The sequence below is a fragment of the Pseudomonas sp. TE3552 genome (genome assembly GCF_056278945.1).
The window spans coordinates 5,277,407-5,300,504 of record NZ_JBWBQJ010000001.1 but is presented as its reverse complement, the minus strand read 5'-3'; the positions used below and the strand labels follow the sequence as shown (position 1 = coordinate 5,300,504).

19 protein-coding genes and 1 pseudogene are annotated in these 23,098 nt (G+C 56.5%); 8 read left to right on the top strand and 12 right to left on the bottom strand.

What is annotated here, in order from left to right; genetic code table 11:
- Nucleotides 1–9: 9 nt before the first annotated feature.
- The 8 genes from ACZ9BB_RS23920 to rpmH form a co-directional block, all read right to left on the bottom strand.
- On the bottom strand, nucleotides 10–807 hold the full coding sequence (locus tag ACZ9BB_RS23920) for a ParA family protein (protein ID WP_008007890.1): 798 nt from the start codon (nucleotides 805–807) through the stop codon (nucleotides 10–12).
- Nucleotides 808–825: 18 nt separating this feature from the next.
- Nucleotides 826–1,470, bottom strand: coding sequence for a 16S rRNA (guanine(527)-N(7))-methyltransferase RsmG (rsmG, locus tag ACZ9BB_RS23915; protein WP_064621182.1), 645 nt, complete (start codon nucleotides 1,468–1,470; stop codon nucleotides 826–828).
- A complete protein-coding gene (mnmG, locus tag ACZ9BB_RS23910; protein WP_476216780.1) occupies nucleotides 1,467–3,365 on the bottom strand; it encodes a tRNA uridine-5-carboxymethylaminomethyl(34) synthesis enzyme MnmG in 1,899 nt (632 codons plus the stop codon). Before mnmG ends, rsmG begins: the two co-directional genes overlap by 4 nt.
- A gap of 550 nt (nucleotides 3,366–3,915) precedes the next feature.
- A complete protein-coding gene (gene mnmE, locus ACZ9BB_RS23905) occupies nucleotides 3,916–5,286 on the bottom strand; it encodes a tRNA uridine-5-carboxymethylaminomethyl(34) synthesis GTPase MnmE (RefSeq protein WP_476216778.1) in 1,371 nt (456 codons plus the stop codon).
- A 79-nt stretch (nucleotides 5,287–5,365) separates the two neighbouring features.
- Nucleotides 5,366–7,051, bottom strand: coding sequence for a membrane protein insertase YidC (yidC, locus tag ACZ9BB_RS23900; RefSeq protein WP_476216776.1), 1,686 nt, complete (start codon nucleotides 7,049–7,051; stop codon nucleotides 5,366–5,368).
- A 2-nt stretch (nucleotides 7,052–7,053) separates the two neighbouring features.
- On the bottom strand, nucleotides 7,054–7,299 hold the full coding sequence (gene yidD / locus ACZ9BB_RS23895; protein WP_052966011.1) for a membrane protein insertion efficiency factor YidD: 246 nt from the start codon (nucleotides 7,297–7,299) through the stop codon (nucleotides 7,054–7,056).
- Complete coding sequence (gene rnpA / locus ACZ9BB_RS23890; RefSeq protein WP_010465490.1) at nucleotides 7,292–7,693, bottom strand: ribonuclease P protein component; 402 nt, start codon at nucleotides 7,691–7,693, stop codon at nucleotides 7,292–7,294. Before rnpA ends, yidD begins: the two co-directional genes overlap by 8 nt.
- Before the next feature lie 16 nt (nucleotides 7,694–7,709).
- Complete coding sequence (gene rpmH, locus ACZ9BB_RS23885; protein ID WP_003213577.1) at nucleotides 7,710–7,844, bottom strand: 50S ribosomal protein L34; 135 nt, start codon at nucleotides 7,842–7,844, stop codon at nucleotides 7,710–7,712.
- A 568-nt stretch (nucleotides 7,845–8,412) separates the two neighbouring features.
- On the opposite strand from rpmH, the gene dnaA reads away from it, so the two are divergent.
- Genes dnaA through gyrB form a run of 4 tightly spaced genes read left to right on the top strand, consistent with a single transcriptional unit; the run spans nucleotide 8,413 to nucleotide 14,623 of the window.
- Nucleotides 8,413–9,933, top strand: coding sequence for a chromosomal replication initiator protein DnaA (gene dnaA, locus ACZ9BB_RS23880; protein ID WP_476216773.1), 1,521 nt, complete (start codon nucleotides 8,413–8,415; stop codon nucleotides 9,931–9,933).
- A gap of 39 nt (nucleotides 9,934–9,972) precedes the next feature.
- Nucleotides 9,973–11,076: a DNA polymerase III subunit beta gene (gene dnaN / locus ACZ9BB_RS23875; protein ID WP_030132563.1), complete on the top strand. Its 1,104-nt coding sequence runs from the start codon at nucleotides 9,973–9,975 to the stop codon at nucleotides 11,074–11,076.
- A 20-nt stretch (nucleotides 11,077–11,096) separates the two neighbouring features.
- Nucleotides 11,097–12,200 carry a DNA replication/repair protein RecF gene (gene recF / locus ACZ9BB_RS23870; protein WP_008007898.1) on the top strand — a complete coding sequence of 368 codons (1,104 nt, stop codon included), beginning with the start codon at nucleotides 11,097–11,099 and terminating at the stop codon, nucleotides 12,198–12,200.
- 5 nt (nucleotides 12,201–12,205) lie between these two features.
- Nucleotides 12,206–14,623, top strand: coding sequence for a DNA topoisomerase (ATP-hydrolyzing) subunit B (gene gyrB, locus ACZ9BB_RS23865; RefSeq protein ID WP_476216769.1), 2,418 nt, complete (start codon nucleotides 12,206–12,208; stop codon nucleotides 14,621–14,623).
- A gap of 123 nt (nucleotides 14,624–14,746) precedes the next feature.
- On the opposite strand, the gene ACZ9BB_RS23860 is transcribed toward gyrB, so the two are convergent.
- Entirely contained in the window at nucleotides 14,747–15,544 is a 798-nt protein-coding gene (locus ACZ9BB_RS23860; RefSeq protein WP_476216767.1) for an AraC family transcriptional regulator, read from the bottom strand.
- A 148-nt stretch (nucleotides 15,545–15,692) separates the two neighbouring features.
- On the opposite strand from ACZ9BB_RS23860, the gene ACZ9BB_RS23855 reads away from it, so the two are divergent.
- Nucleotides 15,693–16,592: an EamA family transporter gene (locus tag ACZ9BB_RS23855; RefSeq protein WP_476216765.1), complete on the top strand. Its 900-nt coding sequence runs from the start codon at nucleotides 15,693–15,695 to the stop codon at nucleotides 16,590–16,592.
- Nucleotides 16,593–16,715: 123 nt separating this feature from the next.
- Here the strand turns inward: ACZ9BB_RS23855 and ACZ9BB_RS23850 are convergent, their stop codons facing one another.
- Nucleotides 16,716–17,435: a response regulator transcription factor gene (locus ACZ9BB_RS23850; protein ID WP_476216763.1), complete on the bottom strand. Its 720-nt coding sequence runs from the start codon at nucleotides 17,433–17,435 to the stop codon at nucleotides 16,716–16,718.
- Between the two features lie 172 nt (nucleotides 17,436–17,607).
- Between ACZ9BB_RS23850 and ACZ9BB_RS23845 the strand changes: the two genes are divergently transcribed.
- The 3 genes and pseudogenes from ACZ9BB_RS23845 (at nucleotide 17,608) to ACZ9BB_RS23835 (ending at nucleotide 21,516) form a co-directional block, all read left to right on the top strand.
- Nucleotides 17,608–17,859 carry a hypothetical protein gene (locus ACZ9BB_RS23845; protein WP_476216761.1) on the top strand — a complete coding sequence of 84 codons (252 nt, stop codon included), beginning with the start codon at nucleotides 17,608–17,610 and terminating at the stop codon, nucleotides 17,857–17,859.
- 395 nt (nucleotides 17,860–18,254) lie between these two features.
- Nucleotides 18,255–19,185, top strand: a pseudogene (locus ACZ9BB_RS23840) (FecR family protein).
- Nucleotides 19,186–19,203: 18 nt separating this feature from the next.
- Entirely contained in the window at nucleotides 19,204–21,516 is a 2,313-nt protein-coding gene (locus ACZ9BB_RS23835) for a CHASE2 domain-containing protein (RefSeq protein WP_476216759.1), read from the top strand.
- 182 nt (nucleotides 21,517–21,698) lie between these two features.
- On the opposite strand, the gene ACZ9BB_RS23830 is transcribed toward ACZ9BB_RS23835, so the two are convergent.
- A complete protein-coding gene (locus tag ACZ9BB_RS23830) occupies nucleotides 21,699–22,478 on the bottom strand; it encodes a lysophospholipid acyltransferase family protein (RefSeq protein ID WP_476216758.1) in 780 nt (259 codons plus the stop codon).
- 81 nt (nucleotides 22,479–22,559) lie between these two features.
- Nucleotides 22,560–23,093 (bottom strand): D-glycero-beta-D-manno-heptose 1,7-bisphosphate 7-phosphatase, encoded by a 534-nt coding sequence (gene gmhB / locus ACZ9BB_RS23825; RefSeq protein ID WP_476216756.1) that lies wholly within the window; start codon nucleotides 23,091–23,093, stop codon nucleotides 22,560–22,562.
- Nucleotides 23,094–23,098: the final 5 nt, after the last annotated feature.

Genomic DNA, 23,098 nt, shown 5'->3' with positions numbered 1-23,098 from the left:
GGGGATTCCTTAAGTTGCCTGAGCAGCGGCGATGCGTGAATTTTTGCGTTGACGGCGAACCATCTCGCCGGCCAATGCCAGATAGGCAATCGCGCCGCGCGATGATTTGTCGTACGCCAGCGCCGGCATGCCATAGCTTGGTGCTTCGGCCAGGCGGATGTTGCGCGGAATCACAGTATCGTAGAGCTGATCGCCGAAGTGTTCCTTGAGCTGCGCCGATACGTCGTTCATCAGGCTCAAGCGCGGATCGTACATAGTCCGCAACAAGCCTTCGACTTTCAGGTTCGGGTTCAGCAATTCGGCAATGCGCTTGATGTTATCCACAAGGTCGCTCAGCCCTTCGAGCGCGAAGTACTCGCACTGCATGGGGATAATCACCCCATCGGCGGCAACCAGCGCGTTGAGCGTCAACATCGACAACGACGGCGGGCAGTCGATCAAAATGTAATCGTAGTTTTCACGGATCGGCGCCAACGCACTGCGCAGGCGGCTTTCCTTCATCTGCATTTCCAGCAGAACCACTTCGGCCGCAGTCAGGTCGCGGTTGGCCGGCAGCAACTGGTAACCACCGTGCTCGGAATAGTGCATGGCCTGGGCCAGATCACATTCGCCGATCAGCAGATCGTAGACCGAGTTTTCCAGGCCGTGTTTATCCACACCGCTACCCATGGTGGCGTTGCCCTGTGGATCAAGATCGATCAACAGCACCCGACGCTTGGTAGCGACCAGGGAAGCTGCGAGGTTGATGCAGGTGGTGGTCTTGCCCACACCACCCTTTTGGTTCGCTATCGCGAATACCTTAGCCATTCTTGCTTGTGTTCCCAATCATGCCGTGCGGCGCAGTATCAGCAGATGGCGTTGGCCTTGGCAACCGGGTACGGCCAGGGCGTGTTCGCTATCGAGGTGGAAGTCTGCCGGCAATGCTACCAGCTCATCGGCGGGATGAACGCCCTTCATTGCCAGCCAGCGTGTATCGGCGTCGCCCAAATGGCGAGTCCAGTTGCTGAAGTTCTCCATGCTGCTGAACGCCCGGGAAATGATCCCGTTGAATGGCAGTTCAGGCTGGAACGCTTCGACGCGACTGTGGATAACTTGCAGGTTATCCAGTTTGAGTTCGAGTTTGACCTGGGTCAGGAAGCGGGTTTTCTTGCCATTGCTGTCCAGACAGGTCACTTGGGACTCTGGAAACAGGATCGCCAACGGAATACCCGGCATGCCGCCGCCGCTTCCAACGTCAAGCCAGCGACCGTTTTCGACGAACGACATCACGCTCAAGCTATCGAGCAGGTGACGGGAAACCATTTCGTCCGGATCGCGCACGGCGGTCAGGTTGTAAGCCTTGTTCCATTTGATCAACAAGGCCAGATAACCCAGCAACTGAGCGTGCTGGGTTTCTGTCAGCGTGACACCGAGCTGGCGAGCACCTGTGGATAACTCTTCTGCGTGTTGCGAGGTAACCAACGAACTCAAGCGCTTTGCTCCAACTGACGGCCCGCGCCGCGTTTTTTCAAATGAATCATCAACAGCGAAATCGCTGCCGGGGTTACGCCCGGGATACGCGACGCCTGGCCCAAAGTCTCTGGACGGGTCGCACCGAGCTTGCTCTGGATCTCTTTGGAGAGACCGGAGATGTTCGTGTAATCGATATCCACAGGCAGTTTGGTGTCTTCACTGGCCCGCAGGCGTGCGATTTCATCCTGTTGACGGTCGATGTAACCGGCGTATTTGGTCTTGATTTCGACCTGTTCGGCGACCTGTGGATCTTCTGTGCCCCCACCGGTCACGGCGATCAGACCAGCGTAGTCGATTTCCGGACGGCTCAGCAGGTTGAGCAAATTGTATTCGTGGGTCAGCGGCGTACCGAACTTCTCGGAAATCGCATCGCCCTGCTCGGTGCCCGGGCGAACCCAGGTACTTTTCAGGCGTTGTTCTTCCAGATCGATACTTTCGCGTTTTTTGCAGAACGCCGCCCAACGCACGTCATCCACCAGACCCAGTTCGCGACCTTTTTCGGTCAGACGCAAGTCGGCGTTGTCTTCGCGCAGAATCAAGCGGTATTCGGCGCGGGACGTGAACATCCGGTACGGTTCCTGGGTTCCCAGGGTAATCAGGTCATCAACCAAAACGCCGATGTAGGCTTCATCGCGACGCGGGCACCAGGCATCTTTGCCCTGAGCTCGCAATGCGGCGTTGGCTCCAGCCAACAAACCCTGGGCGCCGGCTTCTTCGTAACCGGTGGTGCCGTTGATCTGCCCGGCGAAAAACAGACCGCCGATAACTTTGGTTTCCAGGCTGTATTTCAGGTCACGGGGGTCGAAGTAGTCGTACTCGATGGCGTAGCCCGGACGAACGATATGCGCGTTTTCCATGCCACGGATCGATTGCACGATCTGCAATTGCACGTCGAACGGCAGGGATGTGGATATCCCGTTCGGATACAGCTCGTGGGTGGTCAGACCTTCCGGTTCGATGAAGACCTGGTGACTTTCCTTGTCGGCAAAGCGGTGGATCTTGTCTTCGATCGATGGGCAATAACGTGGGCCGATGCCTTCAATCAACCCAGCATCGGAATACATCGGCGAACGGTCGAGGTTGGCGGCAATGATTTCATGGGTACGGGCGTTGGTGTGGGTAATCCAGCAACTGACCTGTCTCGGATGCTGCTCTTTGGAGCCCATGAACGACATCACCGGAATCGGCGTGTCCCCTGCTTGCTCGGTCATCACCGAGAAATCCACAGAGCGACCGTCGATACGCGGCGGCGTACCGGTTTTCAGGCGACCGACACGCAATGGCAGTTCACGCAAACGGTGAGCCAGGGCAATCGACGGCGGATCACCGGCGCGACCGCCGGAATAATTCTGCATGCCGATGTGGATAAGTCCACCGAGGAAGGTGCCGGTGGTCAACACCACGGAATCGGCGAAGAAACGCAGGCCCATTTGGGTGACGACACCGCGCACTTGTTCCTGCTCGACGATCAGGTCGTCAGCAGCTTGTTGAAATATCCACAGGTTCGGCTGGTTTTCCAAAGCTTCGCGGACAGCGGCCTTGTACAGAACCCGATCTGCCTGAGCGCGGGTTGCACGCACGGCTGGGCCTTTGCGGCTGTTCAATACGCGAAACTGAATACCACCTTTATCGGTAGCCATGGCCATCGCGCCGCCCAGGGCGTCGATTTCCTTGACCAGATGGCTTTTGCCGATCCCACCAATGGCGGGGTTGCAACTCATGGCACCGAGGGTTTCCACGTTATGCGTCAGCAACAGGGTTTTTGCCCCCATACGTGCTGATGCAAGTGCAGCCTCGGTACCGGCATGACCGCCGCCGATGACGATCACTTCAAAACGGGAAGGGAAATCCACCACGCACCTCGTGCCTGCTTCAGTCAGGTAATCCGGAATAGTTTGAGATCAGGTTTTTGGACCTGGTCGGCAAGTATAGGGACTTCGCCCTTCCTAAAGAACCCTTTGCACAAAATTTAACCAGCTGTGGAGAAGTCGGGGTTATAGAAATTAAAAAGAGAGAAATTTATTAAATCTTTGTTTTTATGTTTATTTCTACTGACCGACCTTTCTGTGGATAGATTACTACAGGCCTTTATTTTCAATGTGTACAGAGATTCAAAACCCTGTGGTCATGTGCCACGGAGGCCCTTGGATAACCGGTGTAAGCCTGTGGATGAAATGGGTGGTTATCCACAGAGGCGGTTATCTTCAGTTTTGATGCCCTGTTATCAACTGCCCTTAGCGGCAGTTATTCACAGGGCTTAATCCACAGAAAAGTACTGACTGGATCAAATCGCGGGCACGGAAAATCCGCTCAGGTAGAAAATCTACCCAGGCACCGGAGGACAATTTCAGAAAAGAGGGGGCAGACAGGCCTGAATGGCCTGTCTGTGGGTAACGCGGAAGGCTATTTACCGATGCAGAAGCTGGAAAAGATTCTTCCCAGCAGGTCATCGGAGCTGAATGCGCCGGTGATTTCGCCCAAAGACTGTTGAGCTTGTCGCAAATCTTCAGCCAGCAGTTCACCGGCCCCCGCTAATGTCAGCTGTGCACGGCCATGCTCAAGGGACGCACTGGCATGACGCAGTGCCTCCAGGTGACGCCTGCGAGCACTGAAGCTGCTTTCAGAGGTCTGCTCGTAACCCATGCAGGCCTTGAGATGCTCACGCAACAACTCCAGGCCTTCGCCGGCGGACCTCGCACTGAGGCTGATCGTGACGTGACCATCGTCACTGACTTGCAGGGAAATCGCTTCGCCCGTCAGGTCTGCCTTGTTACGAATCAGTGTCACTTTTGCCGGATCCGGGCGTGTTTCGAGGAATTCTGGCCACAAGGCAAATGGATCAAGGGCCTCGGGAGCCGTGGCATCGACCACCAGCAATACGCGATCCGCCTCGCCGATGGCTTTCAATGCCCGCTCGACACCAATTTTTTCCACCTGATCATCGGTATCCCGCAGACCGGCAGTGTCGACCACGTGCAATGGCATGCCATCGATGTGGATATGTTCGCGAAGAATGTCCCGGGTCGTGCCGGCAATCTCGGTCACGATCGCGGCTTCACGTCCGGCCAGGGCATTCAGCAGGCTGGACTTGCCAGCATTTGGCCGGCCGGCGATCACCACCGTCATTCCGTCACGGAGCAAGGCTCCCTGCCCGGCTTCACGAAGCACTGTGGATAATTCGTCACGCACTTTGTCGAGCATGCTCAGTACGTGACCATCGGCCAGGAAGTCGATTTCTTCTTCCGGGAAATCGATGGCCGCTTCGACGTAAATGCGCAAACCGATGAGTTGTTCAGTGAGGTTATGCACACGCTGGGAAAACGCGCCCTGCAAAGAACGCAGGGCATTTCGCGCGGCCTGTGCAGAACTCGCCTCGATCAGGTCGGCAATGGCTTCGGCCTGAGCCAGGTCGAGTTTGTCGTTGAGGAAGGCACGCTCGCTGAACTCACCTGGCCGGGCCAGACGACAGCCCAGCTCCAGGCAACGCTTGAGCAGCATATCCAGGACGATCGGACCGCCGTGGCCCTGCAGCTCAAGCACATCTTCGCCGGTGAACGAATTCGGTCCCGGGAAATACAGCGCGATGCCTTCGTCCAGCACCTCTTCGTTTTCACTGAGGAACGGGCCGTAATGGGCGAACCGCGGTTTCAGTTCGCGACCGCTGATGGCTTTGGCCGCCACACTCGCCAGCGGCCCGGAAATACGGACGATGCCCACACCGCCACGACCTTGAGCGGTGGCGACGGCTGCGATGGTTTCACGAGGAACGCTCATAAACCGGTATCCAGACAAAAGTGACAGATAGCAAAACGCCCCACTAGGGGGCGTTTTGAGTGGTTATCCACAGTGTAAATCAGGCAGCTGCTTTGGTAGCCGCTTCGATCTTACGAGTGATGTACCACTGTTGGGCGATCGACAGGCAGTTGTTCACTACCCAGTACAGTACCAGACCGGCCGGGAACCACAGGAAGAAGAAGGTGAAGATGATTGGCATCAGCTTCATCACCTTGGCCTGCATCGGATCCGGAGGCGTCGGGTTCAACTGCTGCTGGATGAACATGGTTGCGCCCATGATGATCGGCAGAATGAAGAACGGATCCTTGATCGACAGGTCAGTAATCCACAGCATGAATGGCGCCTGGCGCATTTCCACGCTTTCCAGCAGAACCCAGTACAGCGAAAGGAAAACCGGCATCTGCACCAGGATTGGCAAGCAGCCACCCAGTGGATTGATCTTCTCTTTCTTGTACAGCTCCATCATGGCTTGCGACATTTTCTGCCGGTCTTCGCCATGTTGCTCTTTCAGCGCGGCCAGTTTCGGTGCCACTGCACGCATGCGGGCCATGGATTTGTAGCTGGCGGCCGATAGCGGGAAGAAAATCCCCTTGATCAGCATGGTCAGGAAGATGATCGAGAAGCCCCAGTTACCGACCAGCGCGTGGATATGTTGCAGCAGCCAGAAGATTGGCTGGGCAATGAACCACAGAATGCCGTAGTCGACGGTCAGTTCCAGACCTGGGGACAACTGTTTCAGGACAGCCTGGCTTTTTGGACCTGCGTACAGCACGGCGCTGGTTTCAGCCTTGGCACCTGGCGCAGCGGTCAGCGAAGGACCGGTGTAGCCGATGATGTAGTTGCCTTTGCTGTCTTTGCGGGTCTGGACGACGTTGTTTTCGCCCTTGGCCGGGATCCACGCGGTCACGAAGTAGTGCTGCAACCAGGCAACCCAGCCACCGGTGACAGTTTCTTTCAGCTGAGCCTTGTCCATGTCCTTCATCGACACTTTCTTGTACGGCTCGTTACTTGTCCACAGGGCGGCGCCCAGGTAAGTCGCGGTGCCGGTGGCAGTGCTGGAAGAAGGATCGGAGCTGGCATCGCGCTTCAATTGCGCGAACATTGCACCGGACCAGGGCTGAGCGCTCTGGTTGTCGATCAGGTAGGAAACGGTTACGTCATACAGGCCACGTTTCAGGGTGAAACGCTTGATGTAGTTGACGCCGTCCTTGCTGAACTTCAGGTCTACGACCAATTGGTCCTGACCGTCAGCCAGTTGATAAGTCTTCTTCTCGGAGGAGTAAACCGGACGACCGGCAGGACTTGCGTCCGGGCCGTTGGTGCCGATCAGGCCGCTCTGAGCCAGATAAGTCCGCTCGTTGCCGTTATCGAACAGCTGGAATGGAATTTCCGGATGGTCCTGGCGACGTGGATACAGCGGCAGCGTCAACTGGGCAACATCGCCACCTTGTGGATCGATAGCCAGGTTAAGCACATCCGTTTTGATCTGGATGAGGTCTTTGCTTGCAGCTACTGGTGTTTCAGCAGGGGCAGTTGCACTGGTATCGCTTGCGGCGCGTGGAATGTCGTCACTGACAGAAGCATTATTGCCAGTCGCCGTATCCGGTAGGCCCGGTGCGGTAGTACTGGAAGCAACATTCTGAGTCGGCAGGGCAGCCTGGCCATAGTCCTGGTTCCATTTAAGAACCATAACGTAGGACACGATTGCCAGGGCGACGATCAGGATCGTGCGTTTGATATCCATGATTACTCGGCCATCGAAGAAGAACGGGAGGTAGGGATAGATGGAACCGGGTCATAACCACCGGGATTCCACGGATGACAGCGACCTAAACGACGAAAGGTCAGCCAGCCACCGCGCAGAAGGCCATGATTTTCAATGGCTTCATACGCGTAGCAGGAACAACTGGGGTAGAAACGACAGTGACTGGCCATCAGGGGACTAATGGCATAGCGATAAAACTGGATCGGAACGAGTGCCAGTTTACGCATCGGGACTGTCTACCCCTACAGTTTCGGTTTTGACTGCTGGTACCGGCTTGCTGCGTGCCAGACGCTTCCAGAGTTTGCCGAAATGCTGAATCAATTCGGGGTTTTCTACGTCACCCAAACCTTTGCGCGCGACGATAACAATGTCCCAACCGACCAGTGAATCCTGGTTCAGGCGAAACGATTCGCGCATCAGACGTTTGAGGCGATTGCGCTCGACGGAGAGCTTTACGCTCTTTTTCCCGATAACCAGCCCGAGACGGGGGTGATCAAGATCGTTGTTGCGCGCAAGGAGCAGGAGATTTTTCCCCGGAACCTTGCCGGTAGGGGAGTCAAAGACTGCCTTGAAATGCCGGGGAGTAAGCAGACGCTTTTCCCGACTGAAGTCCTGACTCACCTCCAGTGCCGGATTATCAAACTGCCAGACGCGCACGACCTTTGGCGCGACGACGCGACAGGACGGCACGACCGTTTTTGGTAGCCATGCGAGCACGGAAACCGTGGGTACGAGCGCGTTTGATAGTGCTTGGTTGGAAAGTACGTTTCATTGTCGTGTTACCTGGTTCGTCCACAACGGGCCGGAATGGCCCCCGTTTTAAGAGACCGGGGATTCTAGAGAAAGCAAGCCTCTAGGTCAATTTCCAACCAGCGTTTCCTTATAAATAGATCTCCAGACGTTTTGCTCGTCCGAAGGTCATTCGCTAGATATAGAAATAAAGAAGGGAATTATTTAAAGCTTTTCTGTAAAGCTTATAAAAGCTAGGGATGCGATCATCTGTGGATAACTACCTTTAGCCCTTCTAAACCGTGATGTACAGAGAATGACAACTACGCTGGAAAACGGTGGTCAGCCTGTGCTGCACTGTCGGATAAGCTGTGTGTGGAACGGTCAGTTATCCACAGTAAGGTTATCCACTGAGTTTCGCCCCCAGTTGTCCAGTGCCCTCATGGGCGGTTATCCACAGAGCTTATACACAGACCGTTGGTCTTCTTTTCGAGGGTTAACGCATTGATAATTCATGCCCTGTGCGCAACCTGCATGTGGATAAGTGGACGTCTGGCCGCTACAATGAGCGCTTGTTTTTGCCTCACCGGCTTTCAACTTAGGGGATATCCGTGTCAGTGGAACTTTGGCAGCAGTGCGTAGAGCTTTTGCGCGATGAGCTGCCTGCCCAACAATTCAACACTTGGATCCGTCCACTACAGGTCGAAGCCGAAGGCGACGAGTTGCGTGTCTACGCACCGAATCGTTTTGTTCTCGACTGGGTTAACGAAAAGTACCTGGGTCGCGTCCTCGAACTGCTGGATGAGCATGGCAATGGCATGGCGCCGGCGCTTTCCTTATTAATAGGCAGCAAACGCAGTTCGGCACCGCGTGCGGCACCCAATGCCCCGTTGGCCGCTGCGGCGTCCCAGGCTCAGGCGGCTGCCACACCGGTCAGCGCTCCCGCGCCTGCTCCGACGGCGGCACCGACCAAGCGTTCAACACAAAAGGTTGCCGAAGTCAGTGAAGAGCCGTCCCGCGACAGCTTCGACCCAATGGCTGGCGCCAGTTCGCAACAGGCCCCGGTTCGTTCCGAACAACGCACAGTGCAGGTCGAAGGCGCGCTCAAGCACACCAGCTACCTGAACCGTACCTTTACGTTCGAGAACTTCGTCGAAGGCAAGTCCAACCAACTGGCCCGGGCTGCTGCCTGGCAGGTGGCGGACAACCCCAAGCATGGCTACAACCCGCTCTTCCTTTATGGCGGTGTCGGCTTGGGTAAAACCCACTTGATGCACGCTGTGGGTAACCACCTGTTAAAGAAGAATCCGAATGCCAAGGTTGTGTACCTGCATTCCGAGCGTTTCGTCGCGGACATGGTCAAGGCTTTGCAACTGAATGCGATCAATGAGTTCAAGCGCTTCTACCGTTCGGTGGATGCGTTGCTGATCGATGACATTCAGTTCTTCGCTCGCAAGGAACGCTCCCAGGAAGAATTTTTCCACACCTTCAACGCCCTGCTTGAAGGTGGCCAGCAGGTCATTCTCACCAGTGACCGCTATCCGAAAGAAATCGAAGGCCTTGAAGAGCGCCTGAAGTCACGTTTCGGCTGGGGCCTGACGGTTGCCGTCGAGCCACCGGAACTGGAAACCCGCGTGGCGATCCTGATGAAAAAGGCCGACCAGGCCAAAGTCGATCTGCCACACGACGCGGCATTCTTCATCGCCCAGCGTATTCGCTCCAACGTCCGTGAGCTGGAAGGCGCGCTTAAACGCGTGATCGCCCACTCGCACTTCATGGGCCGCGACATCACCATCGAGCTGATTCGCGAATCCCTGAAAGACCTGTTGGCGCTGCAAGACAAACTGGTCTCTGTGGATAACATTCAGCGCACCGTCGCCGAGTACTACAAGATCAAGATCTCCGACCTGCTGTCCAAGCGTCGTTCACGCTCGGTAGCACGTCCGCGTCAGGTCGCCATGGCGTTGTCCAAGGAATTGACCAACCACAGCTTGCCGGAAATCGGCGATGTGTTTGGCGGCCGCGACCATACGACTGTTTTGCACGCCTGCCGCAAGATCAACGAGCTTAAGGAATCCGACGCGGACATCCGCGAGGACTATAAGAACCTGCTGCGTACACTGACCACTTGATGAACACCAGCGCAGCTTATTAAGGCAAGGGACTAGACCATGCATTTCACCATTCAACGCGAAGCCCTGTTGAAACCCCTGCAACTGGTCGCAGGCGTCGTCGAGCGCCGACAGACCTTGCCGGTGCTCTCCAACGTGCTGCTGGTTGTCGAAGGCCAGCAACTGTCGCTGACCGGTACCGACCTGGAAGTCGAGCTGGTCGGTCGTGTGCAACTCGAAGAGCCTGCAGACCCTGGTTCCATCACTGTGCCTGCGCGCAAGCTGATGGACATCTGCAAGAGCTTGCCGAACGATGCGCTGATCGATATCAAGGTCGACGAGCAAAAGCTCGTGGTGAAGGCCGGCCGCAGCCGCTTCACCCTGTCGACCCTGCCGGCCAACGACTTCCCGACAGTGGAAGAAGGCCCTGGCTCGCTGACCTGCAGCCTTGAGCAAAGCAAACTGCGTCGTTTGATTGAGCGCACCAGCTTCGCCATGGCCCAGCAGGACGTACGTTACTACCTCAACGGCATGCTGCTGGAAGTATCCGCTGGCGTCATCCGTGCCGTGGCCACTGACGGTCACCGTCTGGCGATGTGCTCGATGCAGGCCGATATCGGACAGCCGGATCGTCATCAAGTCATCGTGCCACGCAAAGGTATTCTGGAACTGGCGCGTCTGCTGACTGAACCGGACGGCAATGTCAGCATCGTGCTGGGCCAGCACCACATCCGTGCCACCACTGGCGAGTTCACCTTCACCTCGAAACTGGTCGACGGCAAATTCCCTGACTACGAGCGTGTTCTGCCAAAAGGCGGTGACAAGCTGGTACTCGGCGATCGCCAGGCCCTGCGTGAAGCGTTCAGCCGTACCGCGATTCTGTCCAACGAGAAGTACCGTGGCATCCGTCTGCAATTGGCCAATGGTCAGCTGAAAATCCAGGCGAACAACCCGGAGCAGGAAGAAGCGGAAGAAGAAGTGGGTGTTGAATACAACGGCGGCTCTCTGGAAATCGGCTTCAACGTGAGCTATCTGCTTGACGTGCTGGGCGTGATGACCACCGAGCAGGTTCGCCTGATCCTGTCCGACTCCAACAGCAGTGCGCTGGTGCAAGAGTCCGACAACGACGACTCGGCCTACGTTGTCATGCCGATGCGTCTGTAATCATGTTCAGCAGAAGCTAGATGTCCTTAAGTCGCGTCTCGGTCACCGCGGTGCGCAATCTGCACCCGGTGACCTTCTCCCCCTCCCCCCGAATCAACATTCTTTACGGCGCCAACGGCAGCGGCAAAACCAGTGTTCTGGAAGCCATTCATCTGCTGGGGCTTGCCCGTTCGTTTCGTAGCAGCCGTCTGTTACCCGTCATTCAATACGAGCAATTGGCGTGCACGGTGTTTGGCCAGGTCGAACTGGCCGAGGGTGGACACAGCGCGCTGGGGATATCTCGCGACCGCCAGGGCGAGTTCCAGATCCGCATCGACGGGCAGAATGCCCGAAGTGCAGCGCAACTGGCGGAGATCCTGCCGCTGCAGTTGATCAACCCGGACAGCTTTCGCCTGTTGGAAGGAGCGCCGAAGATTCGCCGACAGTTTCTCGACTGGGGTGTGTTCCACGTGGAACCCCGATTCATGTCCACGTGGCAGCGCTTGCAGAAGGCCTTGCGCCAGAGAAACTCTTGGCTGCGACATGGTACACTTGACGCCGTTTCGCAAGCGGTTTGGGACAGGGAACTGTGCCAGGCCAGCGCTGAAATAGATGAATACCGCCGCGCTTACATCAAAGCCTTGAAACCAGTCTTTGAACAGACCTTGAGCGAACTGGTTGAGCTTGAGGGCTTAACGCTCAGCTATTACCGGGGTTGGGATAAAGACCGTGAGTTGAGTGCAGTACTCGCCGGATCCCTTCAACGGGATCAGCAAATGGGTCATACCCAGGCCGGACCACAACGCGCTGATTTGCGTCTTAGATTGGGCGCACATAACGCCGCGGACATCTTGTCTCGTGGCCAGCAGAAGTTGGTGGTCTGTGCATTGCGGATCGCCCAGGGGCACTTGGTTAGCCAGGCCCGTCGCGGCCAGTGTATTTATCTGGTGGATGACCTGCCGTCCGAACTGGACGAGCACCACCGTCGCGCGCTTTGCCGCTTGCTGGAAGACTTACGCTGCCAGGTCTTTATCACCTGTGTAGATCACGAATTATTGAGGGAAGGCTGGCAGACGGAAACGCCAGTCGCTCTGTTCCACGTGGAACAGGGCCGTATCACCCAGACCCACGACCATCGGGAGTGAAGGCATTGAGCGAAGAAAATACGTACGACTCAACGAGCATTAAAGTGCTGAAAGGCCTGGATGCCGTACGCAAACGTCCCGGTATGTACATTGGTGACACCGACGATGGCAGCGGTCTGCACCACATGGTGTTCGAGGTGGTCGATAACTCGATCGACGAAGCTTTGGCCGGCCACTGCGACGACATCAGCATCATCATCCATCCGGACGAATCCATCACCGTTCGCGACAACGGTCGTGGCATCCCGGTAGACGTGCACAAAGAAGAAGGCGTTTCGGCAGCCGAGGTCATCATGACCGTGCTGCACGCCGGCGGTAAGTTCGACGACAACTCCTACAAAGTATCCGGCGGTCTGCACGGTGTAGGTGTTTCGGTTGTGAACGCACTGTCCAAGGAACTGGTTCTGACCGTTCGCCGCAGTGGCAAGATCTGGGAACAGACTTACGTCCACGGTGTTCCGCAAGAGCCGATGAAGATCGTTGGCGAGAGCGAAACCACCGGCACCCAGATTCATTTCAAGCCATCGGCTGAGACCTTCAAGAACATCCACTTCAGCTGGGACATCCTGGCCAAGCGGATTCGCGAATTGTCCTTCCTCAACTCCGGTGTCGGCATCGTCCTCAAGGACGAGCGCAGTGGCAAAGAAGAGTTGTTCAAGTACGAAGGTGGTCTGCGTGCGTTCGTTGAATACCTGAACACCAACAAGACTGCGGTCAACCAGGTGTTCCACTTCAATATCCAGCGTGAAGACGGCATCGGCGTGGAAATCGCCCTGCAGTGGAACGACAGCTTCAACGAGAACCTGTTGTGCTTCACCAACAACATTCCACAGCGCGATGGCGGTACTCACCTGGTAGGTTTCCGTTCCGCATTGACGCGTAACCTGAACACCTACATCGAAGCTGAAGGTCTGGCGAAGAAGCACAAAGTTGCCACCACCGGTGACGATGCCCGCGAAGGCCTGACAGCGATCATTTCGGTAAAAGTGCCGGATCCGAAGTTCAGCTCCCAGACCAAAGACAAACTGGTGTCTTCCGAAGTGAAGACCGCGGTTGAACAGGAAATGGGCAAGTACTTCTCTGACTTCCTGCTGGAGAACCCGAACGAAGCCAAGCTGGTCGTCGGCAAGATGATCGACGCGGCCCGTGCACGTGAAGCCGCGCGTAAGGCGCGTGAGATGACCCGCCGCAAAGGCGCGCTGGACATCGCCGGCCTGCCGGGCAAACTGGCTGACTGCCAGGAAAAAGACCCTGCCCTCTCCGAACTGTACCTCGTGGAAGGTGACTCTGCTGGCGGTTCCGCCAAGCAGGGACGTAACCGCAAGACCCAGGCCATCCTGCCGTTGAAGGGCAAGATCCTGAACGTCGAGAAGGCGCGCTTCGACAAGATGATCTCTTCGCAAGAAGTGGGCACCTTGATCACCGCGCTGGGCTGCGGCATTGGCCGCGACGAGTACAACATCGACAAGCTGCGTTATCACAACATCATCATCATGACCGATGCTGACGTCGACGGTTCGCACATTCGCACCCTGCTGCTGACCTTCTTCTTCCGTCAGCTGCCGGAGCTGATCGAGCGCGGCTACATCTACATCGCTCAGCCACCGCTGTACAAGGTCAAGAAAGGCAAGCAAGAGCAATACATCAAAGACGACGACGCCATGGAAGAGTACATGACGCAGTCGGCCCTGGAAGATGCGAGCCTGCACTTGAACGAGGAAGCCCCGGGTATCTCCGGTGAAGCCCTCGAACGTCTGGTGAATGACTTCCGTCTGGTGATGAAAACTCTCAAGCGCCTGTCGCGCCTGTATCCACAGGAACTGACCGAGCACTTCATCTACCTGCCAGCCGTGAGCATGGAACAACTGTCCGATCACGCAGCGATGCAGGATTGGCTGGCTCAGTACGAAGTTCGCCTGCGCACCGTCGAGAAATCCGGTCTGGTTTATAAAGCCAGCCTGCGTGAAGACCGTGAACGTAACGTCTGGCTGCCAGAGGTCGAACTGATCTCCCACGGCCTGTCGAACTACGTCACCTTCAACCGCGACTTCTTCGGCAGCAACGATTACAAGACCGTCGTTTCTCTTGGCGCTCAACTGAGTACCTTGCTGGACGAAGGCGCTTATATTCAGCGCGGCGAGCGCAAGAAAGCCGTCACCGAGTTCAAGGAAGCCCTTGAATGGCTGATGGCCGAAAGCACCAAGCGCCACACCATCCAGCGCTATAAAGGTCTGGGTGAGATGAACCCTGATCAGCTGTGGGAAACCACCATGGACCCAGGTTCGCGCCGCATGCTCAAAGTGACCATCGAAGACGCCATTGGCGCAGACCAGATCTTCAACACCCTGATGGGTGATGCGGTCGAACCTCGCCGTGACTTCATCGAAAGTAACGCCTTGGCGGTGTCCAACCTGGACTTCTGATCCGGCAGGACCGCTAAAACGAAAAAGGCCAACGCTTAGCGTTGGCCTTTTTTATTGCGTGTGTCCCGTCCTGAATAAGGTTTACACCTGTTTCAGGACTAGACACCCTTCTTGATCAATCGCTCAGAACATCGATGCACCTTTGGACTTGGCCAGATAACGCCCCGGTGAATCCCCCAGATTACGCCGAAATGCCGAGGTAAAGGCGCTTGGGCTGCTGTAACCCAGATCAATCGCCACTTCGGTGATAGATGAACCATTGCTCAGTCTGGATGTTGCTTCTAGCAAACAGACTTGTTGCCGCCAGAACACAAAACTCATGCCAGTCGCTGCCCGAAAACTTCGCGTGAACGTTCGCCGGCTCATGCTCGACCAACTGGCCATTTCACTGATGGAAATATTCTGCGTGGGTGCATCAAGGAATCGATGGCACGATTGGGCCAGTCGAGGTTCTGAAGGCAAAGGTGCGCTCAGTGGAAGCTCCGACATGGCGCCGATTTCATCCACCAATAGCGTCTGCACGGACTGGCTTCGGATATTGGGCGGTTGCTCTGGATCAATGGCCAACGCCGCTTCCAACAGGTGCCTGAGTAGCGGCGAAACATTGTAGACCTGGCAATGCTCCGGCAAACCGGCGCGGATGGAGGCAGCCTCATTGAGGTAAGTATTGATCATGGTCACGTCGCCGCGCATATGCATTTCATGCGACACGCACGCGGGAACCCAAAGTGCTCTTTGAGGCGGGACAACCCAATTCCCCTGATCGGTGAACATCTTCAACGCGCCCGTCGAGGCGTACGCAAACTGACCACGACTGTGCGTATGCCGCGCAAAAACAGTACCCGAAGAATACTTGCGCAGGCTCACCACAGCATCGGGGCTTCCATGCTCGTAGGGATCCAGTCTTGGATTGATCGACATGGCCCGATTTTGACAAAAATAGACCTGCTATAGCAAGCAGGCCAAAATTTTGGACCATAGAATCGCATCTCCAAAAATGCCTGATGCAGAAACGGTTCGCATTGAACTGATTGGAATGCGGTGTGCCGCTTAATGTGAGGATAGGGACATGCAGAAAAAACATTTGATTCTGGCGATACTCGTCACCTTAGTGTGGGGAGTGAACTTTCCAATCACCAAACTGGGTTTACGCTCGATCGATCCCTTTGTGTTAACCGGAATACGCTTTGCGCTCGCCGCCATACCTTTGGTGTTCTTCATCAAGCGCCCCGCCATCAAGTTCAGCTATGTCGCCGCTTACGGCTTCATTTTCGGGTTGGGGATGTGGGGGGTGATCAATTATGGCATTCAGGTAGGTGTCAGCCCCGGTATTGCTTCGCTGATCATTCAGCTCAGCGTGTTCTTCACCATGGGTTGGGGGGCGTTACTATTTAAAGAAAAGCTTCGCGGTGCCCAGCTTATCGGGGCACTGCTGGCATTGGTCGGGCTAGCGGGCATCATTTCCACCCAGCAAGGGGAGCACGCAATACTTGGAGTACTGCTGATTGTGCTGAGTGCAGTCGCTTGGAGCGTCGGCAACGTGATTATCAAGAAATCGGGTGTCAAAGAGATTTTTTCATTCATGGTCTGGGCCAGTCTGTTTCCACCCATCCCGCTCTTCTTCATCGCCTGGCTCATGCAGGGTGCCGCGCCCTTTGAGAACCTGCAAAGCAGTCTCGACCTGACGGCTGTGCTATCGATTATTTTTCAAATCTATCTGGCCACACACTTTGCCTATTGGGGATGGAACTCGCTGTTGAAGCTTTATCCTGTTTCAACAGTGGCACCGCTGTCGTTGTTGATTCCGGTATTCGGCATCGGCAGTTCGATGCTGATTATCGGCGAACACATCTCGATACCGAACTTGATTTCAATTGCGATCATCATTATGGGATTGGCAGTCGGCCTCTATCGCAAGTCCGCCGGCACAATCCATGCCGCCTCCAGAGCCAGGTTGCGCTCGGACTAAGGCGGTCGTGCCAGAACATTGATCAATTGAAATCTACATGGGCGGGGTATTGATTCCCCGCGCAGAACTGCCGTAATGGACACTGCCAACGCTCAGCGTTGGACTTTTTTATTGTTCGTCGAATCATTCGCTAGCGGTGGCTACGCTCTCAAGCCGATACCCATACCCGTAAATCGTCAGCAGTTGCCAACCGCGATCAGCTGTCAGGCCCAGCTTGTTGCGCAGGCGATAAATATGAGTATCCAGAGGCCGGGAGGACACGATTTCTTCATGGCTCCAAAAGCGCTCATACAAGTATTCACGGGACAAAGGTCGGCCCAGATTGGCGAACAGGCAGCGGGCGAGACGGTATTCTCGTTCGGTCAGGCTGATGGGGGTGGAGGCACGGGTGACTGTGAGTTCGGCGTCGTCGAATTCGAGGTCATTGAATGTGAGTATTTCGGTGGCTGCCGCGCGTTGCGGTCCATGCCGACGAAGCACGGCGCTCACCCGAGCCATCAGCTCGTTAGGACGAAACGGTTTGCTCACGTAATCGTCGGCTCCGACGTTCAAGGCATGGACGATATCGCTTTCGGTATCGCGACTGGTGAGCATGATCGCCGCCGGTGGCGAGTCCATGTGTTCCCGGGTCCAGCGCAACAACGACAGCCCGCTGATGTCGGGTAATTGCCAGTCGAGGATCAGCAGATCGAAAGTTTCCCTGCGAAGTTGCCGTAACAGGTCCTCTCCCCGCTCGAAACTGTGCAACGTCCACGCCTGCTCCCCTGTTACGGGGATCTGTCGCAGTGTCTGTTCCACCCGGCGGAGTTCGGCGGGTTCGTCATCCAGTATTGCGACACGCATGCCGAGTGTTTCCTTCATCTCGTAAGTGCAACGTTAAGAAAATTCCTGCGGGAGTTTAGGCTGATTGGTTGAATCTGAACAATTGTGGCCAATTGCTGCGAACTTCCCAAGTATGGATACGCTGATATCACTTAGCCGGTAGGCGATGAATGCAAGAGAGACAGTGGGGAAGATGCGTCCAAAGATTTTCTTTAACGGGTTTACAAGATTGGCAGCGTTGATGTTGGCCGCGGGTCTCGGATTGGGATGCACCACGGTCCAGTCAAAACCAGCCATCGAGCAGAATGCTGCAGCGCATTACTTTGGCCCGGCAGAGACAAACGCAGTGATGGGCGACTCGCCAGGCTTTGCCCCGGTGCACTCCGCACAGGTGGAAGCCGCCCAGCTCGACATTCGCCCGGCACAACAACGTTGGGTGTTTTAGTCCGCGGCCAATTCTGAACAAATATTGAGAATTACCTCGCAAGGTTCTTTATGCCAGTAAATTTGTCGTCGCTGAGCGGCACAGGGGCATTGGGATGTGCTCCGACGCAGGGAGCGTCAACACCAAACTGCAGGACCGTCGATCGCCGGTTTTCGGCGGGTCTGCAGTTCAGGGGAAAACACACGGAGTGCCTGCTCGGTTCCGACACAGGGATGTGTCGTTTCATTTCCTTTGTTCCCATGGCAATCTGCCAGAGCATCCGGTCAGGTATCGTGCTCAAGCGCGTGCGTTTCCCGGCATGATTTCTATAAGAGCATAAACGCCAATCCATGAACCCCATGACCTTATTGCTCCCGCGCCGTTCTGGCGTTTGTCTTTTGCTGGTGGCCGGCCTGATGGGATTGCTCACCCAGAGCGCATCGGCGGCTGCCATCTCTGCAAAACGTTTGCCTTATATCGATGACAACCAACAATGCCGCGGCCAACCGCTGCCCGCGACTGTCGAGCACCTGACCGGCGAAGCTTGGAAGCTGGACGCCAAAGGTAAACAGACGCCACTGCAAGAAGGCATGCCGATCGATGAGCAGGAAGGCGTCAAGACCTCGCCCTCGGCGTTTGTCAGCCTGTCCCTTGGGCGATGGCTCGCGGGTGGTGCTGCCCTCCAGCTCTCAGATCACGCTGCACCTCAATGAAGAATATTCGATCCCTCAGGTTATCCTTGAGCAGGGTCAGGTCGAGTCATATGTGATCAAACGTGCCAGCGACCATGATCGTTTTCAGATCGTCACACCGGTTGGTGTACTGGGCGTACGGGGTACGCACTTCCGGGTGCGCAACGATGATGGTGGCCAGGCATTACTGGAAGTGCTGAACGGGCAAGTGGCGGTCAATCGTGATGAGGAACCGTCGCGCCCCCGCTCTGCCCGCTCCACTGCCAAACGGACTCAGGGCCCTGAGAATGACGAAGTCCAGGTCATGGCCCGTCAGGGTTTGCGTATTCAGAAACAAGGCACATTGACGCCAATCGACTTGTTACCCGCCCCGCGTTTGTTGGGGCAGGCCGGTCAAACGGGGGCTGTGCCGGTTTGGCAATTGATCATGAAGCCCATCGAAGGGGCCACACGTTATCGGGCGCAAGTGGCTACCGATGCAGCCTTTCTGGACATCAAGCAAGAGCAGTTTTCCAGCACGCCCGAGGTCAAATTCAGCGGGCTGAAAGCGTTGTTCTACCATGTTCGCCTGTCGGCCTATGACGCTCAGGGATTAGAGGGAGAGACCGGGGTGTATGACATTTTCTATTACCCCAGGACCACGCGTGTCCAATAGCATTCCGGCCGACGGCCGATGAAGGGCCAGCCAAGGAAGGACGGTCGCGAGCCGACGCAGGCTCAGCGGCTGTTTCGGCGGATGGTCCGCGAGTGGCTGTGGGTCAGCCTGATCCTGTTGCCGCTGACGGCAGTGCTGTCCATGACCCATGGTCTGGTCTTGAGCAATCTGCTGTACGACAACCTGCGTCGGCTGAGCCCGCTGCCGGTGGACCCACGAATACTCATCGTCACGATCGATGACTACAGCTTGCAGCAGCTAGGCAAATGGCCTTGGTCGCGGGCTATGCACGCGCAGTTGCTTGATCGGCTAGGCGCCGCGAACGCCAAAGGCATTCTGTTCGACGTGATCTTCAGTGAACCCGATAGCCATCCCGGCAACGATCAGCTTCTGGCCCAGGCGGCCTGCCGTGCCGGAAATGTCTTCGTGCCGTTGCTGCGCGAAGGTGTGGCGCGTTATGGGCAGCCTTTGGGGGAAATTGAACCGGTGGCGCCACTGAGCCATTGCACCAAAGGCATCGGGCACATCAATGCCGAAGCAGATGCCGACGGGATCGTGCGCAGTGTGTATTTAAGCGAAGGACCGGCACAACAAACACGCGCGCAACTGGCTTGGCTGTTGTACAAAGAGACCCTTGCCGACAAGGAAAATGTACCGATGCCCGGGACCCCGGCCCTGTCGTCGACGCAAGGCTGGCAGCGAGCCCACGAAATACGGATTCCTTTCATCCGTTCCGATGGAGGTTTTCCCAGTGTGCCGTACGTCAGCGTATTGCGCGGTGAAGTCCCGCCCGAGTTGTTGCGCGATCGCTTGATCCTGATTGGCTCCACCGCTCCAGGTTTGGGCGACCGTTACGTGACACCGCAATCGGCGAGCATCGGCACCACCCCGGGCATCGAGATTCAGGCGAACATCCTCAACGGGCTGTTGCAACAACGCAATGTCGTGGAGGTCGATAAACGCTTGGCGGCGTTGTTATCGGTGGTGATTGTCGGTGAGTTGCTGGGCTTGATGTTGGTGCGCCCGCGTCGCGCACTATGGCTGACCCTGGTGGCAATGGCGGTCGCGCTGCTGGGTTCGAGCCTGCTGTTGCGTCTTGGCTGGTGGTGGTCACCGGCCGCGAGTTTGCTGGGTATGCTGTTGGGTTACCTGATCTGGAATTGGCGAAGGCTGAATGCGGTGCTCGCCTATTTCGGCTGGGAACTGGCGCGCCTGGACAGCGAGCCGAAAGTCTTTCCCGAACGCCGCCGTAGCCAGGCCCCGGCTGGCGATGTGTTGCAAGGACAAATCGTCGCGCTGGAGCAGGCCATGAGCCGGACCCGCGACACCCGGCGTTTCATTGCCGATGGCCTTGAGTACTTGCCGGTGGCGACGCTGATCAGCGATCCGAACGGGCGCATTCTATTGGCCAACCGTAAGGCTCGAGAGATATTTTCCAGCAGCCTGGTGGGCGAGGAGATGCTCGAGCAACTGAGCGAGTTGGGTTACCCGGTGCCGTCCGGTGGAGCGCTACCTGCGTTGTCGACCCTGGAGCCGCTGGAGTTTCGTGACACCCAGGCACGCAGCCTGCGTCTGGACCTGGCGCCGCTGTTGCCGGCCGAAGGCGACTCGGTGATTGGCTGGTTACTGAGCCTCACTGACTTGAGCGTCGAACGGGACGCCGAGGAGCAGCGGGCCGTGTTGCTGCGTTTTCTGTCTCATGACCTGAGGGCCCCCCACTCGGCGATTCTGGCTTTGCTCGACGTTCAGCGGCATCAGGTGTCTGGCGACACTCAAGTGTTCAGTCAGATCGAGTTACAAGTGCGCAAGGCGCTGAACCTGACCGAGGCCTTTGTGCAGTTGGCAAAGGCTGAATCCGAGGCCTATCAGTTTCAGTCGAGCATGTTCGCGATGTTGCTGCTCGATACCTTCGACCAGGCCTCGAGCATCGCTCATTTGAAGAAAATTCAGTTGCTGCATGATCTCGACGAAGATGCTGAAGCTCTGGTCCTGGCTGATCAGTCGTTACTGACACGGGCACTGTTCAACCTGCTGGAAAACGCCATCAAGTACAGTCCGGCGGGTTCGCGGATCACCGTGCGGGTGAGTTGTGCCGAAGGTTGGTTGACGTGCGAGATCGCCGACCAGGGCCGAGGGATTGCCGTCGAAGAACTTCCCGAACTGTTCAGTCAGTATCGACGCTTTGCATCGGCTCACGGCAGTGACGGCCTGGGGTTGGGGTTGTCCATGGTCAAGGCGGTGGTGGATCGTCACGGCGGGCGGATTTCCTGTCATAGCGTGGTGGGACAAGGCACGACGTTCAGTGTCCAGTTGCCCCTTTTGAGCGAGTGAGCCTGATCTTTTTCACAGGCATAAAAAAACCGGCTATATCAGCCGGTTTTTTTACGTCCGAAAAAAACTTATGCACGTTTTCCGAAGTTTTATCTGCTTAAGAAATATGTATGAAAATCAAAAGCTTAAAAACTAAACACAGCGATTTTCAACAAAACGGTACACAGGTTATCCACAGAATTTCAGACAGTCACTTGATCGGTCGCACTCGGTGCCGCCGGGGCTGCTGGCAGCGAACCCATTTCGCGCTGCATTTGTTCGTTCCAGGCTTGCACCCGGTCATTCAGATCGGCAATGGCCCGTGGCCCGCTGCCCTCGGCGTACATCGGCGCGCCGATGATCACGGTAATCACCCCCTGCTGTTTCGCCCAACCGGTTTTCGGCCAGAACTTGCCAGCATTGTGCGCAATCGGCAGCACTGGCAATGACGCATTGACGGCCAATGCAGTGCCGCCACGGGAGAATTTTCCGATGGTGCCGTAGGGCACACGAGTCCCTTCCGGGAAAATCAGCACCCAGACATTGTCCTTGAGCAGCTCATCGCCCTTCTTCGCCACATGCTTGAGCGCGGCTTTCGGGTTGTCACGGTCGATGGCGATCGGTCGCAACATGGCCATGGCCCAACCGAAGAACGGCACGTAAAGCAGTTCACGCTTGAGCACCTGGCTAAGCGGCGCGAAGTAGGCCGAGAGAAAGAACGTCTCCCAGGTGCTCTGGTGGTTCGACTGAATCACGCAGGGCTGCTCAGGCACATTCTCGGCACCCTTCACTTCGTAGCGAATACCCAGAAAGACTTTGCTCAGCCACAAAGCGCAGCGGCACCAGTACACGTTGATAAAGCGATAACGCGCCTTGAACGGCAGAAACGGCGCGATAAAAAAGCTCAGGGTGCACCAGAGCAACGAACTGGTGCCCAGCAGCAGGTAAAAGAGGAAAGTTCTGATGGCCTGCAGTATCGACATGGCGACATTTACCGTTGCGGGCACTGCCCGCCTATTCAAGCGCACTCCTGATCAGTCCTTGGCCAGGATGTCAGAAGAGCCTTAGTTGTGGATAAGTTCCGCGGCAATCGCCGCCAGATCGTCAAAAATCAAGGTGCCTGCCGGTAGGGTCTTGCCCTGAGTCTTTTCGCCTTTCCCGGTCTTTACCAAAACTGGCTGACAGTCGACGGCTTTGGCGGCTTCCAGGTCACCGAGAGTATCGCCGACGAACCATAGATTCGTCAGCGAAACGTTGTAATGCGCGGCGATGGTTTTCAACATCCCGGGTTTTGGCTTGCGGCAATCGCAGCCATCGTCTGGCCCATGCGGGCAATAAACGATCAGCCCGACTTCGCCGCCCTGCTCCGCCACCAACTCGCGCAAGCGAACGTGCATGGCCTCCAGGGTGGCAATGTCGTAATAGCCGCGAGCGATGCCGGACTGGTTGGTAGCGACCGCCACCGTCCAGCCGGCCTTGCTCAACTGCGCGATCGCTTCGATCGAACCGGGGAGCGGAATCCACTCCTCCACCGACTTGATGTACGCATCGGAGTCGTAATTGATCACTCCGTCCCGATCGAGAATCAGCAGTTTCAAACAGT

What these genes read in the sequence shown, in the direction of transcription:
- ACZ9BB_RS23920 (WP_008007890.1), bottom strand. Translation starts at nt 807, where the DNA reads ATGGCTAAGGTATTCGCGATAGCGAACCAAAAGGGTGGTGTGGGCAAG.
- mnmE (WP_476216778.1), bottom strand. Translation starts at nt 5,286, where the DNA reads ATGAGCGTTCCTCGTGAAACCATCGCAGCCGTCGCCACCGCTCAAGGT.
- yidC (WP_476216776.1), bottom strand. Translation starts at nt 7,051, where the DNA reads ATGGATATCAAACGCACGATCCTGATCGTCGCCCTGGCAATCGTGTCC.
- yidD (WP_052966011.1), bottom strand. Translation starts at nt 7,299, where the DNA reads ATGCGTAAACTGGCACTCGTTCCGATCCAGTTTTATCGCTATGCCATT.
- rpmH (WP_003213577.1), bottom strand. Translation starts at nt 7,844, where the DNA reads ATGAAACGTACTTTCCAACCAAGCACTATCAAACGCGCTCGTACCCAC.
- dnaN (WP_030132563.1), top strand. Translation starts at nt 9,973, where the DNA reads ATGCATTTCACCATTCAACGCGAAGCCCTGTTGAAACCCCTGCAACTG.
- recF (WP_008007898.1), top strand. Translation starts at nt 11,097, where the DNA reads ATGTCCTTAAGTCGCGTCTCGGTCACCGCGGTGCGCAATCTGCACCCG.
- ACZ9BB_RS23860 (WP_476216767.1), bottom strand. Translation starts at nt 15,544, where the DNA reads ATGTCGATCAATCCAAGACTGGATCCCTACGAGCATGGAAGCCCCGAT.
- ACZ9BB_RS23855 (WP_476216765.1), top strand. Translation starts at nt 15,693, where the DNA reads ATGCAGAAAAAACATTTGATTCTGGCGATACTCGTCACCTTAGTGTGG.
- ACZ9BB_RS23850 (WP_476216763.1), bottom strand. Translation starts at nt 17,435, where the DNA reads ATGCGTGTCGCAATACTGGATGACGAACCCGCCGAACTCCGCCGGGTG.
- ACZ9BB_RS23845 (WP_476216761.1), top strand. Translation starts at nt 17,608, where the DNA reads ATGCGTCCAAAGATTTTCTTTAACGGGTTTACAAGATTGGCAGCGTTG.
- ACZ9BB_RS23835 (WP_476216759.1), top strand. Translation starts at nt 19,204, where the DNA reads ATGAAGGGCCAGCCAAGGAAGGACGGTCGCGAGCCGACGCAGGCTCAG.
- ACZ9BB_RS23830 (WP_476216758.1), bottom strand. Translation starts at nt 22,478, where the DNA reads ATGTCGATACTGCAGGCCATCAGAACTTTCCTCTTTTACCTGCTGCTG.